This is a genomic window from Spartinivicinus poritis (genome assembly GCF_028858535.1).
Classification (GTDB): Bacteria; Pseudomonadota; Gammaproteobacteria; order Pseudomonadales; family Zooshikellaceae; genus Spartinivicinus; species Spartinivicinus poritis.
In genome coordinates, this window is sequence record NZ_JAPMOU010000010.1 from 147,053 (window position 1) to 164,675 (window position 17,623).

General features: G+C 40.9%; 16 protein-coding genes. 3 read left to right on the forward strand and 13 right to left on the reverse strand.

Annotated elements, in window-relative coordinates; all coding sequences use genetic code 11:
* Positions 1–84 precede the first annotated feature (84 nt).
* Positions 85–996: a LysR family transcriptional regulator gene (locus tag ORQ98_RS10480; protein WP_274688747.1), complete on the forward strand. Its 912-nt coding sequence runs from the start codon at positions 85–87 to the stop codon at positions 994–996.
* Positions 997–1,152: 156 nt separating this feature from the next.
* Here ORQ98_RS10480 and ORQ98_RS10485 read toward each other — a convergent pair whose 3' ends face one another.
* The 12 genes from ORQ98_RS10485 to ORQ98_RS10540 all read right to left on the reverse strand — a co-directional run bounded on the left by ORQ98_RS10485 (position 1,153) and on the right by ORQ98_RS10540 (position 15,226).
* Complete coding sequence (locus tag ORQ98_RS10485) at positions 1,153–1,473, reverse strand: hypothetical protein (RefSeq protein ID WP_274688748.1); 321 nt, start codon at positions 1,471–1,473, stop codon at positions 1,153–1,155.
* A 516-nt stretch (positions 1,474–1,989) separates the two neighbouring features.
* The gene (locus ORQ98_RS10490; protein WP_274688749.1) at positions 1,990–3,030 is read right to left on the reverse strand and encodes a beta/gamma crystallin family protein; all 1,041 of its coding nucleotides are present in this window, start codon (positions 3,028–3,030) and stop codon (positions 1,990–1,992) included.
* Positions 3,031–3,511: 481 nt separating this feature from the next.
* On the reverse strand, positions 3,512–4,267 hold the full coding sequence (locus ORQ98_RS10495; protein ID WP_274688750.1) for a substrate-binding periplasmic protein: 756 nt from the start codon (positions 4,265–4,267) through the stop codon (positions 3,512–3,514).
* 42 nt (positions 4,268–4,309) lie between these two features.
* Complete coding sequence (locus ORQ98_RS10500) at positions 4,310–4,708, reverse strand: transporter substrate-binding domain-containing protein (protein ID WP_342455195.1); 399 nt, start codon at positions 4,706–4,708, stop codon at positions 4,310–4,312.
* 172 nt (positions 4,709–4,880) lie between these two features.
* Positions 4,881–5,750: a beta-keto acid cleavage family enzyme gene (locus ORQ98_RS10505; protein WP_274688751.1), complete on the reverse strand. Its 870-nt coding sequence runs from the start codon at positions 5,748–5,750 to the stop codon at positions 4,881–4,883.
* 255 nt (positions 5,751–6,005) lie between these two features.
* A complete protein-coding gene (locus ORQ98_RS10510; protein ID WP_274688752.1) occupies positions 6,006–7,979 on the reverse strand; it encodes an acetyl/propionyl/methylcrotonyl-CoA carboxylase subunit alpha in 1,974 nt (657 codons plus the stop codon).
* Between the two features lie 5 nt (positions 7,980–7,984).
* Positions 7,985–9,139 carry an acyl-CoA dehydrogenase family protein gene (locus ORQ98_RS10515; RefSeq protein ID WP_274688753.1) on the reverse strand — a complete coding sequence of 385 codons (1,155 nt, stop codon included), beginning with the start codon at positions 9,137–9,139 and terminating at the stop codon, positions 7,985–7,987.
* A 241-nt stretch (positions 9,140–9,380) separates the two neighbouring features.
* Positions 9,381–10,997: an acyl-CoA carboxylase subunit beta gene (locus ORQ98_RS10520; RefSeq protein ID WP_274688754.1), complete on the reverse strand. Its 1,617-nt coding sequence runs from the start codon at positions 10,995–10,997 to the stop codon at positions 9,381–9,383.
* Positions 10,998–11,002: 5 nt separating this feature from the next.
* Entirely contained in the window at positions 11,003–11,881 is an 879-nt protein-coding gene (locus ORQ98_RS10525; RefSeq protein ID WP_274688755.1) for an SDR family oxidoreductase, read from the reverse strand.
* A gap of 225 nt (positions 11,882–12,106) precedes the next feature.
* Complete coding sequence (locus ORQ98_RS10530) at positions 12,107–12,934, reverse strand: SDR family oxidoreductase (protein ID WP_274688756.1); 828 nt, start codon at positions 12,932–12,934, stop codon at positions 12,107–12,109.
* A gap of 201 nt (positions 12,935–13,135) precedes the next feature.
* Positions 13,136–13,483 (reverse strand): Grx4 family monothiol glutaredoxin, encoded by a 348-nt coding sequence (gene grxD, locus ORQ98_RS10535; RefSeq protein ID WP_274688757.1) that lies wholly within the window; start codon positions 13,481–13,483, stop codon positions 13,136–13,138.
* A gap of 102 nt (positions 13,484–13,585) precedes the next feature.
* Complete coding sequence (locus ORQ98_RS10540; protein ID WP_274688758.1) at positions 13,586–15,226, reverse strand: hydantoinase B/oxoprolinase family protein; 1,641 nt, start codon at positions 15,224–15,226, stop codon at positions 13,586–13,588.
* A 14-nt stretch (positions 15,227–15,240) separates the two neighbouring features.
* On the opposite strand from ORQ98_RS10540, the gene ORQ98_RS10545 reads away from it, so the two are divergent.
* The gene (locus ORQ98_RS10545; protein ID WP_274688759.1) at positions 15,241–16,314 is read left to right on the forward strand and encodes an ABC transporter ATP-binding protein; all 1,074 of its coding nucleotides are present in this window, start codon (positions 15,241–15,243) and stop codon (positions 16,312–16,314) included.
* 9 nt (positions 16,315–16,323) lie between these two features.
* A complete protein-coding gene (locus ORQ98_RS10550; protein WP_274688760.1) occupies positions 16,324–16,770 on the forward strand; it encodes a phnA protein in 447 nt (148 codons plus the stop codon).
* 126 nt (positions 16,771–16,896) lie between these two features.
* On the opposite strand, the gene ORQ98_RS10555 is transcribed toward ORQ98_RS10550, so the two are convergent.
* A partial coding sequence (locus ORQ98_RS10555; RefSeq protein ID WP_274688761.1) for a group II intron maturase-specific domain-containing protein occupies positions 16,897–17,623 on the reverse strand: 727 nt, incomplete at its 5' end.

Below are 17,623 nucleotides of genomic sequence, written 5' to 3' on the forward strand. Positions count from 1 at the left end.
AGAGTTGATTAAAATCAACCCTGTGTGATAGAAGCCTGCTATCATCATGTTCATACTTATAAGTACAGATAAGAGGGTTGAATAGTGCTATCTAATGATGACTTACGCTTTTTTCTAGTTATTACCAATAGCTCATCTTTAGCAGCAGCCTCTAGAGAACTGAATGTCACTCCTCCAACTGTCACCCAACGCTTGCAGGCAATAGAGAATAAACTCAAGGTTAAATTAGTCAATCGCCACCCGCGGGCAATTATGTTAACGGATGAGGGTAAACTCTTATCAGAAGGAGCAAAAACCGTTTTAGAGCAACTAAATGCCTTAGAAGAAAACATCTTAAACTGTAAAAATGATGTTCGAGGCAAGTTAAAAATATTAGCTCCATTTGGTTTTGGCAGTGAATACATTGCTCCTATCGCCTCAAAGTTTAAGTGGAAATACCCTGGATTAGAAATCGACCTGATGCTATCAGACAAACCGGCTCAGAAAACAGCACGCAAAAGCTGGGATATCATCATTCATATAGGCGAATTATCAGATACCTCTATGAAGCTGGCTGTGCTTGCACCAAACCGAAGAATTCTTTGTGCCTCACCTAAGTATTTCAAAACACATGGCAAGCCCACCTGCCCATCAGACATTCGTAACCATGACTGCATTGTTCTAAAAGAAAACCTTGAAGATGTCACAATGTGGCGCTTCAGATCAAAGCAAAATGATAATGTTGAGTCGATTAGAATAACCCCCCATCTAATCAGTAATACAGCTCAAGTCGTTAAACAATGGGCACTTGAAGGCCATGGCCTCATAGTTAGATCAGAGTGGGACGTTATTCAAGAAATTAATAAAGGGCTCTTAGAAACAGCATTAGAGGACTATAATTTACCTAATGCAGATATTGTTGCGCTACTCAACTCTGATCAAACGACACGATGTGCACGTACAATGAAGTTTCTACAATTTTTGCGCAATGAGCTTACGCCTATTCCATGGGCTTAATGTTATATAGGAATTGCTCCAAACACAGATAGTTTTCCAGTAAAAGTTATCTGTGCGTCTTCCCTGACAGTAAAATAATGAATTTATTTATTCAAATAATAAGAGGCCTTAAAGCGCTTTCACTAAAGGTATACTGGGTATTAGGGGGTTAATCCTTTATTCATGTTCATCACAGCGATATAGTTGGGCCATTACTGAAGTAGGCCTTGGTTTGTCAGTATCAGATAATACTTTTGAGATATAGTATCTATTTGCACCTTTTTGATATGCAATATTTTTAAGTTCACGCGCTATATTATCTGGATGAGCATCAGTAATTATGTGACTATCAATAAAAGTACAATCTGGCTTTTTAAAAACAGCCTTAATATTCCTTGCTTCAGGAAAAACTGTAATTAGCTCCTGTTTTTTACACCCCATAACTATAGTACTTAAAACACAGGCAGCAAGCTTACAAACAAACAATTTAGACTGCACCTAACAGTTCCTTTCAATAAAAACCAAAAAAAGCAGATACAACTACATATCCAATATTGGTGATTTTTTAGAGGCTAGCAGTACTACTGTAAAATCTGCGCTAATAGCACCAACGTAATAAAAAATATTAAATCAGCCGTGAGCAGTAGATTCCAACAAACATTCTTATATAGAATAAAGTGACGGTTGCAAATTATACAGTATCAGACTTTACCTCAATAATACGATAAATAATAACGTCATTAGAGTGAGAAGGATAACGATTACAAGCCCTAAAAATCACTAGCAAAGGGTATCCTATAAATTGCCCTTACGCCATAAAATGCCCAACAAATTTTACACTTTTGTGAGAAAAGCAACACATAGGCAAGTAATAATAGTACCAAGGTTTAGTTTCCTTAAACACGATGGTACCTTGCTAGGCAAAACTCAAGACAGTAATTAAAACATTCGTACTATATTTATTAAAAGTGTACTGATTGATGCTTTCATCTATAGATATCAGCCGCCACCAATTTATTTAACCACAATCGATGATACTTGGTCATTAGCCCCTCTTCTAACTAAACAGCTTTCATTTGAATTAAGCAACCAGGAACGTCCACCAAAATTATCATGTTCATAAAGCGTAACCGTTAAACCAGCGGGCACTTTAACTGATGATAAATCATCATTTTTTACTCCAAGCTCTCTTAGCTGATATAGCTTGTAATAACCGGGTTCTAAGCTTACGGAATAACCATCATAGTTACAGTGCTGATAAACTACTGCTGCATTGCTCGTGTAGTTATTTTTTCTAGACTTACCCCACATATAGCTTTTATAGTCATCTCTTTCTTTTTCTGGCTCCAAAAGAGATAAGGTCAAGTCAACCTTATTTAGGATGACATTTTTGCTATATGAGTTAGAATATTGCATCTCATTTTTTAAATTTTGTAGTTTACCTACTACATACCCATATTGGCTTTTATCTTTTACATACAGATCTGCCAAAAGGCTAATATAACGATTAATTTCATTACCATTATATTTATCATATATATTAATATTTCTCTCAAATTGCTCAATTTTATCTTTTATATACCTGACATTAGTAGTAGCTTGATTAATACTCTGTTTATTACTTAAACTCCTCTTTGGAGATCTACTATTACTCGAAAAATTATGAGTCGATAATTCTTTATCAATATATCTTAAACTAGTCTCTTTATCATAGGCACTAGAACGCCGTACCTTTTCTTTTAGCGAAATTAACATTTCTTTAAAAAAGCCAGCTTGGCTTCTATCGTTCAAATAGATATAGCGGAGGAAATTTAAAGACTTATTTACTTCCTGTTTATTACTGAAACCAAACTCAGAAAGAAACAATCTCGTATTTGCTTTACACTCACTACTTAAGCCGCTAAAGTAGCCCTGCTGTAACTGAGCTCTATAATCGCTAATACTACCTTCATCAATAATGGAGGCAAGTGATCGATTACAGTCAAATGCAGAAGCCTTAGCGGCAAAAGAAATCAACAATATAGTTGTGCTAAATGATATGAATAAACTTTTCATGTACTGCCTTCATTATCCAAATGAAATGGCCCAACATGCTAACAAACACCAACAAACTAATTGTCATAATAGTGTAAACTTTACAAACCAATTCTATTCACTTAAGTTAGATACGCTCAAAAATTTATATCAAGCATAACATTACTATCTCCCCTGATTAAGGGTTTACACTTATATACCCTTCACGAATGATTTCTAGATTTTGTTATGACTAACATGGAGGGTGGGAATGCAGTTTATGCATGGTAGTATGGATACCACTAATTAGAGCAATGCAGGAGCAATTGCCGAGGAGCATTTAACTGTCTTCATTCCTCGTCACTCGATGGCCGCACTTAAAAGCCATTCGTATTAGTTATAGATATTTTAAACAAATTATTATTGACTTATTTAAAGAATTTTTTTATTGCCGTCTATAATGTCGATTTTTATTTGAAACCAGCTTATGAATTACAAAATACCTCTTTCTATAATACAGCTATTAGTTTTCTATATACTTATTTACTATATCTTTAATTGCCCCAGTCTTTTTCATAACTGTCAGTTCATTATTAAACAATTGAACAAACCCAGCCCAAGGCTTTGTAAACATTATCCGATACGCCACCTCATCAATAGCACCTTTTGAAACATAGAATATACCCTTCGCTTTTTGCTGTTTGATAAGCCATAAGCCAACAAACTCTGAAATAACAGCGGCCTCAGCTCTTCTATAACGCAACATATTCAGCATATTCTCTTCGCTATTAGTATACACAACCTGTATTAATTTATTATCAATTAAACCAGCTAAGGTTGGATAAACATAGCCTTTACGTAAAATAACAGCATGTATTTTCAGCTCCTCAATCCGGTTGAATTCAATAGGTTGTGATAACAGTGAAAAAAGAACATCTCTTTGCAGTATAATGGGACTGGTAAATACATAGCGATTAGGGTTAGCTTCCCATTCTATTGCTCTAGGTGTTGCATCCAACTTACCATGTTCTAAACTAACCCTAACCCGTTTTTTTGACATTTTAACAGCAACCACCTTATAACCTTGCTTATTAGCAATTTCCTGTAAAACATCATACATAATCCCTTTTGCCTCGCCATTTTCATCAAACAACATATAGGGTGGGTATTCTTTATCTCCCATATTAAAAATAATTTTACGGTTATTAATATCAGCTAGTGCTACTCCAGCAGCAAAGCATAGAACAATAAACCAACACCCACTTATAAAATTTTTCATAGCAATACCACACGTGAAAGATTTAACTAAACTGCATGTTTATTAATCTTCACGAATATGAAACTTCATTCCCCCATACAATGTCCGGTATAATTCTGTTTTCTTAAATGCCTGAAGTTTTTGATTAATCATGGCTAAATCTTCTCTTGGCGTTGTTTTTTTACTAAACATAACAGGCATCCCATGCTTCATTCCTTTAACCATTCTTGACCAAGGCATATCAACGAAATGGACCGTACAACCCGCTTGCTCAAAAACCGTTTTAACTAACTGAATATCTAACCCTACTGCTTCAGCATTTTTACCTGTATACATAAAGGGGAAAAATTCACCATATCCCACAATATAATTATCTTTAGCACAGACAAAGGGGCTTTCACGAGGTAACAGTATAGTGTAAATTGCTATGAGAAATATCTGGATACATTTATATTTCATCATTTACTACCCAGCTATATGAAATATAAGTAGATTTGAACTTTAGGGTACTTCTAATAATTACTTATGGCCTCCGCGCAAGCTGATGGGGTCTTGAACAACTATTAGAGGTGCCCTAAAGTATAACAGTGAAACCGATAGCTAGATCGAATTTAAGCAACGAGAAAGAAACTGATTAATCAAAAGCCGTTAACTTCATCATTTCACGCACTTCCGTTGGTGAAGCAATGTCTCTGCCTGCTAACCGAGCGCAAGTAACTAACTTCTCAATTAATTCTGCATTACTCCGTGCTTTTTCCCCATTAGGTAAATAGAACGTATCCTCAAGCCCTGTTCTTAATGCTCCCCCTAACTCAGCTGCCCGTTGATGAAGAGGCCATACCTCTTTCCGCCCAATTGCCGTAACCTGCCAACATGTATCTGGAATTCGATACTTCACTAATAATTGCAATAGTTCAGGGTCCGTCGGCATTCCAGACGCAACCCCCATAACAAAATTATAATCAGGCTTGGCAGGTGCCATTCCATTTTCGACATATAAACCAATAGACCGAACAATACCCACATCAAAGCACTCAAACTCAGGTATGGTATTCGTTTCAGCCATTGCCACTAGCATTTGCTGAACCTTTTTCACTGGGTTATCAAATACCATTGGTGGCCAGGCCCAGCTACCATCTTTGCGGGTTTTTAGATAATTTAAGGTACCTGCATTACATGCTGCAATTTCTGGTTTTACTTTTTTTAAACAATTAATAGGGCCACTCACATCACTACCCACGACACCTGTACTCATATTAATAATCACTTCAGGGCAAGCTTGGCGAATAGCCGCAACAATATCTGCAGCCACTTCAGGCTCCCAACTAGGTAGATGGCCTTTACCTGATTGCTGACAACGAAAGTGTACATGCATAATAGCAGCACCGGCATTATGGGCACCTTTACAAGCTTCAGCCATTTCCTCTACGGTAACTGGCACAGGGTATTTTTGAGGATCGGTTAATACACCAGTAACCGCACAGGTAATAATTGCTTTATCCATTACTTAAGCCCTTAAACTCTTATAATTTTTTTATACCCAATACGAATGGTTTTTAGGTGCGGCCATCAAGTGACGATGGCCCCATGAGCCTATAATAATAGGTGATTGAGGCGAGGAATGAAGACAGTTAAATGCTCCTCGGCAATTGCTCCTGCATTGCTCTAATTAGTGGTACCCATACCACTATGCATAAACTGCATTCCCACCCTCCATAGTGGTCATAACAAAACCTAGAAGTCATTCGTGAAGGGTATATCATGATGGGTGTATATCAATTAATAAGGTACCTGCCGACACCTGCTGCCCTGATGCAACATACACCTTATCAATAGTACCCGAAAGAGGAGCAACAACCACGTGCTCCATTTTCATTGCTTCTATAACAACTAACTTATCGCCTTTAGCCACTGTTTGATTCGTATCAACTAACACTTTTACCACACAGCCAGAAATAGGTGCTGATACATTATTATGAGCTTGTTCTAACTCCTGAACTGATTCAAAACCTAGTTGTGTCAAACGAATCTGCTGAGCTTGATTAGAAATAAAAACCTGACCTTGCTCAACCAAAACATAAGCCGTATTAACAATTCCTTCAATACTGTAACGCCATTGATGATCATCAATACTCACAATGTTCAAATCAATGGCTGGCATATCATCAATAACCACTTGGTAAAACGGGTGAGATAGTTTCTGCAATTTGCAACTAAACACGCTGTTATTATCTGCTTTCAAACGACAATACCCACTAGCCAGTCCACTATTACGCCACCCCTGATGCTGATGAGAATAGTTATTATTCATTAACAAGGTCACGCTGATAGCCGCTAACGCAATGAGTTGACTATTACCTATTTTATCTCTTTCACTAACCGGCTCAGTTTTATTAAAAAATTGCTGCTCAATAAATTGACAATGAGCCTTACCTGCAATGAATACAGATGACTGCAACAATTCAACTAAAAATTGTCGGTTGGTGATAGGACCTAATAATACTGTCTGTTGTAAGGCACGTATTAAACGACGCCTGGCTTCTTCTCGCGTCTCGCCTGTACCAATGATTTTGGCCAGCATTGGATCATAATACGCGGATACTGTTTGCCCCGTTTTCACTCCTCGATCGTACCGCACCCCTTCAATTTTAGGAAATTGGCAGAGTTTAATATCACCGGTTTGAGGTAAAAATTGTTGGTCAGGGTCTTCAGCATACAATCGCGCTTCAATCGCATGACCTGTCATGAGGATATCTTGCTGTTGAATAGTTAATGATTGACCATCAGCTATTTTTAATTGCCACTTAACCAGATCGATTCCCGTTACCATTTCCGTAACCGGGTGTTCAACCTGCAACCGAGTATTCATTTCCAGAAAATAAAACTCACCACTTTCTGCCAATAAAAATTCGACAGTTCCAGCACCTATGTAACCAATGGCCTTTGCAGCTTCTACAGCGACTTTACCCATTCGCTGGCGCAATATGTCATTCACCGCAGGTGAAGGAGTTTCTTCTATCACTTTTTGATGACGTCGCTGTAATGAGCAATCACGCTCTCCCAAGTGGATAGTATGCCCCTGCCGATCAGCTAAAACTTGAAACTCTATATGACGGCCATTAGTAATGGCTTTTTCCAGAATCAGTTGATCATCGCCAACGGCTGACTTGGCTTCTGATTTTGCAGACTCAATAGCAGCAGGCAGCTCTTCTGTAAACATCACTTGCCGCATTCCCCTGCCACCGCCCCCTAAAGCCGCTTTGATATAAACAGGAAAACCAATAGCTGCTGCTTGTTGCTGGAGAGTACTCAGCTGCTGGTCATTACCACGGTAGCCGGGAATGCAAGGCACACCAGCCACTTCCATACAATCTTTTGCCTGTGCTTTATTCCCCATCATGTGAATGGCTTCAGAGGAAGGACCAATAAAAATTAAACCCGCCTCTTCACAGGCTTTCGCAAAGTCAGCATTTTCTGCTAAAAAACCATAGCCAGGGTGAATTGCATCAGCCTCTACTTTTTTGGCTGCATTGATCACAACAGAAATATTCAAATACGAATCCCTGCTATTTGCAGCACCAATAAATACCGCTTGGTCAGCCAGTGAAACATGTAATGCAGCCCGGTCTGCTTCACTAAATACTGCAACTGTTTGATAGCCTAACTGATGGGCTGCGTTAATCACTCGAACCGCAATTTCACCTCGGTTGGCAACCAGTATTTTATTCATCATCTGACTTATTTCTGTTTTGAGGGGTAAATACCATTTAATTTACAAATAATCCCTAGCATAATTTCATCAGCCCCAGCCCCTATCGACATTAGCCTGCCATCTCTAAACTGACGAGAAATTCGGGTCTCCCACATATACCCCATGCCTCCCCAAAACTGCAGACATTTATCTACCACTTCTCGGCATAGCCGCCCGGCTTTTAATTTCGCCATACTGGCTAGGCGTGTTACATCCTGCCCATCAATATAATCTTGCGCTGCTCGGTATACTAACGCTCTTAACGCTTCTACCTCCGTGGCTAACTCACCTAAGGTAAAGTGCACATATTGATTATCAATAATCGGTTTACCAAAGGTTTGGCGGGTTTGAGTGTATTCGATCGTATCCTTAATAGCGCTTTCCAGCATTGTTAGCACATTGGCAGCTCCCCACATACGTTCTTCTTGAAACTGCATCATTTGTAGGGTAAAGCCTTGATTTTCTGCTCCGATAACATAACGCTGAGGTACTTTCACATCATCAAAAAATAATTGTGCGGTATCTGAAGAAGCCATCCCCAATTTTTTTAGTTTTTGGCGAGTAATCCCTTTTTCATGCAGTGGCACTACAATGAGTGATTTATTTTTATGGACAGGCCCATCACCAGTATTAGCCAAACAACACATCCAGTCTGCTTGCAACCCGTTGGTAATCCACATTTTTGTGCCATTAATGACATAATCATCACCCACTTTACGGGCAGTGGTTTTAACCGAAGCCACATCAGAACCTGCCGAGGGCTCACTCACGCCAATACAACCCACTAATTCACCTTGAATAGAAGGGGCCAAAAAATTACGTTTTAATTCTTCTGAACCAAATCGTGCCAGAGCAGGCATACACATATCACTTTGTACGCCTATTGCCATGGGCACGCCACCACAGTTGATTCGTCCCCATTCCTCAGCCATCAGCAATGCATAGGAGTAATCCAACCCCATGCCACCATATTGCTCAGGTTTATTGACGCCTAAAAATCCCAATTTACCCGCCTTTGCAAACAGTTCATGAGCAGGAAACTGTTCTTTTTCTTCCCACTCATCAACAAAAGGATTAATTTCATTTTCGATAAATTTACGTACTTGATCCCGCAGGATTATGTGCTGTTCTGTAAATAACATTCCTTGTCCTTATTATATTTAGCGCTAAATATACCCTAAGCTTTAAAACCTATTTAAAGCTACAACTAAAAGGAAATACCAATTAACTTATGTTCGATATGGAGCAACAGAATATTCTTCCACCGCTCTTGAAGTGCCATCCTTGGCCCATCAAGAACTAAAGCGACATCCATGTCGCCGCTACAGAATACCCTGTTACCCCACATCCACTAACTTTTGCGAAAACCACTGAAGCAAAAAATCACATTCTTGCTACACCAAAACTATTTAACTTTAACTGTCGTTTTTCTGCCTCTGCACAGATGGCTAAGCATTCAGACAGCACTCGTCGGCTATCCCTAGGATCGATAATGCCATCATCCCAAAGCCTGGCAGTGGCATATAAAGCTGTTGATTGTTCTTTAAACTGCTGCTTAATTTTATCTGTCATACCAGCCAATACTTCAGCGGGAATCGGTTTACCCTGTTTTTTGTATTTTTCAATGGTCACTAGCTCCATTACTTTTGCCGCTTGTGCACCCCCCATCACTGAAATTTGGCTATTAGGCCAGCTAAAACAAAAATTCGGATCAAACGCCCGACCACACATCCCATAGTTTCCAGCCCCAAAAGAGCCTCCAATCATTAACGATATTTTAGGTACATCCGCATTAGTGACTGCTTGAATCATTTTAGAGCCATGTTTAATTGCCCCCATGGCTTCAGCCTGCTTTCCTACCATATATCCGGTGGTGTTGTGTAAAAAAATCAACGGCACGGCGCTTTGACAACACAACTGAATAAATTGAGCTGCCTTCATAGAACCTTCTGGATAGATAGGCCCATTATTGCCGATAATGCCACAGGCAAACCCGCTCATTTTGGCATGACCACATATCAGCTCTTTACCAAATAAAGGTTTAAACTGTAAAAAATCAGAGTCATCGACTAACCGACTAATTACCTCTCGTACATCATAAGGGGTTTTATAATCAGGAGGAACAATACCTAACAGGTCATCTATAGGATAATGGGGTTCCAAAACTCTCGTTGCTTGATAATATTCACTTGTCTGCCAGGGAAGCTTCGCCAGTAAATCCCGTGCAATTTGAATCCCGTGCTGGTCATCCTCAGCTAAATATTCTGCGGTACCAGCACAAGTCACATGCATAACAGCCCCACCTAATTCTTCATCGGTAGCCTCTTCACCTAATGCAGCTTTCACCAACGGCGGGCCAGCCAAAAACACTTTACTTTTATCACGCACCATCACCACATAATCTGACATACCTGGTAAGTAGGCGCCTCCTGCCGTAGAAGAGCCATGTACTACGGTAATCTGTGGAATACCCGCTGCTGATAAACGAGCCATATTGGCAAATAAACGCCCACCATCAACAAAAATTTCGGCTTGATACAACAAGTTTGCCCCAGCACTTTCTGCCAAAATCACCATCGGCAGTTTATGTCGCAAGGCGATTTCCTGTGCTCTCAGGCTTTTTTGCAGCCCCATTGGCGCCACCGCACCGCCCTTAATGGCCGAGTCATGGACAAATACGACACAACGCACGCCTGACACCCAGCCAATGCCAGTAATCACACCCCCTCCCGCTGCATTTTCATCACCGTCATCATCATGCATCTGATAACCAGCCAAAGTGGACAGTTCAATAAAAGGACTTGCCGGGTCTAATAAATAATCTAATCGTTCTCTTGGTAATAATTGATTACGTCGCCGAAATACCGTTTCGCGTTTTTGCGAGTTTTGCCGAATTTTATTTTCGATAGCACGAAAGGCTGTAATGAGTGTTTCATTTTGCTGATAGTGCGTTTTGAATTCCGGTGTATCACAATTAACAGCCGTTTCAATCACTGGCATATTGATTATTCCGCCTCATCCTGAGGCATTAATACTTCAGGCAGTTTTGCCCGATGAAAACCATTATATGGCGTTGACCGTTGATGGCCATGCATAGGCCACATCACTGTAGACAAAGGTGCGGCACCATCTACCTGGATTGTTTCACCGTTAATAAAAGCCGCCGCATCACTCAGCAAAAATACAATAGCGGCACTCACTTCAGATTCCGTACCAAATCGCTGTAACGGCACTGCCTGACTCAATTTAGGTAATAATGTTTTAAAGCTATTCTCATAGTGATCAAATCCACTAGAGGCAATCCAGCCTGGAGCTACCGCATTCACTCTGACACCAGACCTAGCCCACTCGACTGCAGCGGTTTTTGTCAAGTTCACCATGCCAGCCCGAGCTGCCCCCGAATGCCCCATTATTGGCATCCCTTTCCACATATCAGCGACAATATTAACAATAGCGCCGCCCTTTTTAGCCATTGATTGGGTGAACACCTCACGGGCCATTAAAAAGCCACCCACCAAGTTGGTCCTAACAACGGTTTCAAACCCCTTTTGTGAGATCTGCGATAAAGGCGCTGGAAACTGCCCTCCAGCATTATTCACCAACCCATCAATGACAGTATGTTGTTTAACGATATTTTCAACTGTCTCTTTAACGGACGCTTCTTGTCTTATATCGCAACAAAAATAATTAGCAGTGCCACCATCAGTTTGAATTTCATCAACCGTTTTTGTTAGCTTATCTTCATTTCGTCCAATAAGCACAACCGTAGCACCCAACGCAGCTAACTCATGAGCAGTACAACGACCAATACCACTACCGCCCCCCGTCACCACCATGGTTTTATTTTGAAATAAATTAGGTCGAAATACTGATTGATATGGCATTGTTATTATTCTTAGTTTTGTTTTTTGTAGTCAGTAACCTTCTCCCCCACAGGGGAGAAGGGACTTGATTTGTGGTGCTTTTGCGACACCCTCTAAAGGGGGAGGTTGGATAGTGCTAGAATTCTAATCCTCCCTTTCATGCAAAAAGGGACTTTGGTTATATGTTCTAATTTTTTCTCAAAAGAAGACAGAAGTTATTAGTATTTTTTCAGCCATTAAAACGTATTAAATAAAAAAGTCCGGCAATAACTCTTTATCTGACAACTCTGGATTAACCTTATACTGTGAAAAATCAGTAACCCCTGACTCCCTCAATACGTCTTCATCAATAAAAAAATTACCGGTATATTCCCGACAATTTTTATTTAAAATGGCATAAGCTGCATCAGCCATAATCTCTGGTGTTCTGGCTTTCGAGCAAACAGCCTCTCCCCCCAATAAATTACGCACTGCAGCCGTTTCAATAACTGTTTTTGGCCATAGCGCGTTAAAAGCAATGCCTTCTTTTTTAAATTCTTCCGCCATACCTAACACACACATACTCATCCCATATTTAGCCATGGTATACGCTACATGCGGGCCAAACCAACGGGGTTCCATATTTAATGGTGGTGATAAATTAAGCACATGAGGGTTATCACTTTCTTTTAAAAAAGGAATACAGGTTTTTGAACAAAGAAATGTGCCGCGAGTGTTAATCTGATGCATTAAATCATAACGCTTCATTTCAGTATCAGTGGTTTTGGTTAGGCTAATAGCTGAAGCGTTATTGACTAAGATATCAATACCACCAAAGGTTTGCGCTGCTTTTTTTACCGCACTTTCCACTTGATCTTCAAAACGAATATCAACAATACAAGGGAGTGCTTTACCTCCTGCTGCCTCAATTTCTTCAGCTGCCGTATAAATAGTACCCGGCAGTTTGGGATGAGGCTCTGCTGTTTTGGCAGCAATCACAATATTGGCACCATCTCGAGCCGCTCTTAGCGCAATGGCTTTACCGATTCCACGACTCGCACCAGAAATAAAAAGGGTTCTACCTGATAAGCTCACAGCCTATTCCTTTTACTCTTCAATTGAATGATTCTTCCTTGAAGGTAAATCGATCTTAACCCTAAATAAAATAAAAATGTCCGACTATTTAGTCTTTAGGGTGCCCTTTAGCCATGTATTTGTGTTTTTATTAAGACTATAAAAAAGGCCGCTTACGCGACCTTTTCAAACAAGACGATCAAACGCCAATAGCCGTGTTAACTATTCAGCTGGTTTCTCGTCTTCTTGGGTAACGTCTGCCACAGCAGCTTTTACCAGCTTTTGCAGTTCGCCACTTTCATACATCTCCATCAAGATGTCACTTCCACCCACCAACTCACCATTAACCCACAATTGAGGAAACGTTGGCCAGTTAGCATATTGAGGCAGGCTGGCACGAATTTCAGGGTTTTGCAAGATATCAACATAAGCAAACTTTTCGCCACAAGCCATCATCACTTGTGCTGCACGAGAAGAAAAGCCACATTGAGGCAACTTAGGAGACCCTTTCATATACAACAAAATTGGGTTGGATTTTATTTGCTCTTCAATCTGCGCCATGATGTCCATTCGATTACCTCATCACATATCAGCTCATTAAACACTGCCACTATTTTACCTAAGCCCTAACAAAATTGCTTCTATAAATTTCTTTGTAGTTGTGTGTCTAAGCTATGTCCGTAATACCTGAGGAATCCTTACGCCATTTCCATAACCACCACCGCCTGGGGTATTAATTGTAAGTACATCCCCAGGTTTGGCAATAAAGCTGCACTTACCACCAATATCTCGATAATTCAGACCATTCAACCCTGCCATGCCATTTCCACCTGCTGCTACTCCCCAAGGCTCATTGACTCGTCGTTCAGTAAGCAGCGTGACTTGCGTCGGTTGTAAAAACTCAAACTCTCTGACAACTCCGTCTCCGCCAGGGTTTTTTCCTTGCCCACCAGAGCCATAACGAATGGCATACCGCTTTATCCGTAGCGGATAGTGCATTTCTAAACTTTCGACAGGTGTATTCAAGGTATTTGTCATGTGACTATGCACCGCTGTCAAACCTGGGCCAGCCTGACTCGCCCCCATACCACCAGCAATAGTTTCATAATAATCCCAACCAGGCCGACTACCCTCTGCAGGCCAGCCCATTGCAATATTATTCATAGTACCTTGGCTAGCGGCAGGAATTCTCTCCGGAATGGCTTTGGCTAAAGCGCCTAACACTACATCAACAATGCGTGATGAAGTTTCTACATTACCAGCAGCTACTGCAGCAGGCCGCTGGGCATTAACCAGGCTACCCAGTGGTGCCTGCAATTGAATAGGCTTAAAACTACCGGCACAGGCCGGTGTTACATCTGGCATCAAACACCGAAAACCATAATAAACAGCAGCGGCAGTAACCGATAAAGGACAATTGATATTCCCCGCAACCTGTTGGGCCGTACCGGTAAAATCAACCTGTACTGAGTCCCCTCTAATGTGCAGACTCATATTAATGACAATATCACTGTTCCCCTGCCCATCATCATCCATGACATCGTCAAAGCAATAAGTCCCATCGGGTATTTGCTGAATGGTTTGACGTGCCAGACGCTCACCATAATCATTTAACGATTGTAATAAGCTATCAAAGGTGTCCAATCCATAATGACTTAACAGTGCCATTAGCCGCTCACTACCTAGCTGACAAGCACTGATTTGCGCATAAAAATCACCTGCCTGCTCCACCTGATCTGATTTGGCTAGGCGTGAAAACACCGGCTTCACCAAGTTTCCTTGTTGATAAATTTTAGTAGGAGGAATCACTTCACCCTCTTCTTCCAACCGAGAAGAAACAGGCATTGAGCCTGGGGTAGCAGCACCGATATTGGCGTGATGAGCCCGATTAGCAACAAATGCTGCAAGCTGATTATTAATAAATACTGGTGTTATGATCGTTACATCTGGCAAGTGGGTTCCCCCCAAGAAAGGATCATTGACAACCACCATATCACCAGGCAACCACTGGACAGACTCTACAATTTGTTGCATAGCATACGCCATACTCCCCAAGTGCACAGGAATATGAGCAGCTTGAGCAGCCAACTCACCTGCCTTAGAAAAAACAGCACAAGAGAAGTCCAATCGATCTTTAATATTAGGCGAAAACGCAGAGCGCTTTAAAACAGCTCCCATCTCATCACAAACAGCACTCAAACGATTGGCAAATACACCCAGCTCTACTGCATTCATTAATTTACCTTTTTCAGTTGCAAACGTAGCCTGATCAGCTCTACCATAACTCAACTCCAACCCACGACACTTAAGCATTTATATCTTTAAAGATGGAACCACCATTACTTGCATTAGATGATGTCCACAGTGGCTATAATCACCATACCATAGTTCACCAGATTAGCTTTCATATTAATTCGGGCGACATTTGTAGTCTGTTAGGTCCTAGTGGTTGCGGAAAAACCACTACCCTAAGAGCAATTGCAGGCTTTGAATCCGTGAGCCAGGGTTCGATTACATTAGCGGACACCCTACTATCAAGCCCTAAAAAAAGCATACCACCAGAGCAGCGTAAAATTGGTATGGTGTTTCAAGACTATGCCTTGTTTCCCCACTTAACCGTTGCTAAAAATATCGCCTTTGGGCTACCTAAACAGGCAAATAAAGCAGCAACCATTGAAAAACTACTAAAACTGGTTAATTTAACTGGTTATGAAGAACGCTACCCCCACGAGCTATCTGGTGGTCAACAACAGCGGATTGCCCTGGCTCGTGCACTAGCTCCAGCCCCCAAGCTGTTATTAATGGATGAGCCTTTTTCAAACCTGGATGTTGACCTGCGCCGTCGCCTTAGCGAAGAAGTGCGAGAGATACTAAAAAGCCAAGGTATCAGCGCTATTTTAGTAACCCACGACCAGGAAGAAGCATTTAGCTTTTCTGACAAAGTTGGTGTCATGAAAGACGGCAAGTTACTTCAATGGGATACTCCTTACAATTTATATCACGAGCCACGCTCACACTTTGTTGCTAACTTTATTGGCCAGGGGCATTTTATTCGTGGCAATGCCATTAGCCCGGAAAGTGTCGCAACGGAACTGGGTGAGTTAACAGGCAACCGTTCTTACAACTGGGTGGTTGGCACCCCCATTGAAGTATTGCTGCGCCCAGATGATGTAATCGAAGCACCAAATAGCCCGATCAAAGCAGAAGTTGTACAAAAAATATTTAAAGGTGCCATGACCCACTATCATTTACGTTTGCCTACTGGCAGCATTGTTGAGTCATTAATTCCCAGCCACCACAACTATGAAGTGGGTGAGCAAATTGGTATTAAAGTAGAAGCAGATCATTTAGTTGCCTTTTCATCCCCAACTGATGGCAACAACCCATCAGTACCACTATAAAGTGTATTAGTGGAAGCAACGTCAACTCTATCAGGTGAGAAAATGGCCAAAGGATACGACAACTATCATGCTCGCTTAAGCGATCTTAACTTACTAGGGAAAAACCTTACCCGTCGTGCAAAATCTTGCTGCGAACTATGCGAAGCAAGTGGTGTAAAGTTAACTATTTATGAAGTACCACCTGTTCCTATTGAGCCTGAAGTTGATCAATGTCTGCTACTTTGTCAAACCTGTTTTGAGCAGCTAAATCGACCCAAGTCTATTCAAGTTGATCACTGGCGCTGTCTCACTAAAACCATGTGGAGCAGTTTGCCTGCAGCCCAAATTATTGCCATTAGAATGTTAAAGTTCTTAGCCGAGCGAGCTGATTGGGCTGCAGAACTACTAGAACAAGCTTATCTGGAGCCAGAAATAGCAGAACAGGTTGACCAGGCCTCAATTAATGAGAAAAAGTAAGCTAGCACAAGTCGGATAGGCGGCACCTGTTACCAGCTGCCGCCCTCCTAAGAACTGTACGTGCAACTTTCACTGCATACAGCTCAAGCCTCTCAAAGGCATTCCGTGTTACCCGGCTACTTCTCCTTAAAGCGCTGCCATGGGCATTTTAGCCCATGTATTTCTCCAGTTTTTCCTGTTACTACGCCTTTCTGCATAAACAGGATCAAATGGATTAGCGTTTCCCTTAATTTTGATGTGGCGTTTAATTGGGATTTTGGACATTTTGGCCAAATAGAGACACGTTATTTGGTTATTTATTAACGTCTTTCCTTGAAATATCCATTTAGGATAACCTTGAACACCATAATATTTCCGTATTATCCATTCGGTGTTTTTATTTGGGTGTCTTCTCTTGGACCATTTATACAGCGACTTGAAAATTTGGTTGTCGATATATCCAAAGGTTCGTTTGGCAACAGCGTGTTTGTAATAGTTTCCCCAGCCAATTATTTTCGGGTTGAGGATTCTAATTAAATCACCTGCTGCCATAGTGGGATGCTTCTTAATAATGGCTTTAATATTGTTCACAAACGAGAGTACATTTTGCTTCGCTGGTTTAATCAGCAGCTTTTCTTTGTACTTTCTAATATTAAAACCCAGGAAATCAAACCCTGTTCCGATGTGAGTTATTTTCGTTTTCTCTTCCGAAAGCTCTAACCCCCGTTCCTTGAGAAACTCCCTTACTAGTGGTTTTATCTTGCTTTCTAGCAACTCTTGTGAGGCACCAGTAATGACAAAATCATCTGCATAGGAAATAAAGTTGATTTTGTCAGCTTTCTTCGGAGCAGCTTGTTTAACTTGCTTTTCCAGT

Bases quoted from the DNA above. Each gene is read 5' to 3' on its own strand.
- ORQ98_RS10525 (WP_274688755.1), bottom strand. From the start codon at position 11,881: ATGCCATATCAATCAGTATTTCGACCTAATTTATTTCAAAATAAAACC.
- ORQ98_RS10520 (WP_274688754.1), bottom strand. From the start codon at position 10,997: ATGCCAGTGATTGAAACGGCTGTTAATTGTGATACACCGGAATTCAAA.
- ORQ98_RS10510 (WP_274688752.1), bottom strand. From the start codon at position 7,979: ATGATGAATAAAATACTGGTTGCCAACCGAGGTGAAATTGCGGTTCGA.
- ORQ98_RS10545 (WP_274688759.1), top strand. From the start codon at position 15,241: ATGGAACCACCATTACTTGCATTAGATGATGTCCACAGTGGCTATAAT.
- ORQ98_RS10495 (WP_274688750.1), bottom strand. From the start codon at position 4,267: ATGAAAAATTTTATAAGTGGGTGTTGGTTTATTGTTCTATGCTTTGCT.
- ORQ98_RS10515 (WP_274688753.1), bottom strand. From the start codon at position 9,139: ATGTTATTTACAGAACAGCACATAATCCTGCGGGATCAAGTACGTAAA.
- ORQ98_RS10540 (WP_274688758.1), bottom strand. From the start codon at position 15,226: ATGCTTAAGTGTCGTGGGTTGGAGTTGAGTTATGGTAGAGCTGATCAG.
- grxD (WP_274688757.1), bottom strand. From the start codon at position 13,483: ATGGACATCATGGCGCAGATTGAAGAGCAAATAAAATCCAACCCAATT.
- ORQ98_RS10505 (WP_274688751.1), bottom strand. From the start codon at position 5,750: ATGGATAAAGCAATTATTACCTGTGCGGTTACTGGTGTATTAACCGAT.
- ORQ98_RS10490 (WP_274688749.1), bottom strand. From the start codon at position 3,030: ATGAAAAGTTTATTCATATCATTTAGCACAACTATATTGTTGATTTCT.
- ORQ98_RS10500 (WP_342455195.1), bottom strand. From the start codon at position 4,708: ATGATGAAATATAAATGTATCCAGATATTTCTCATAGCAATTTACACT.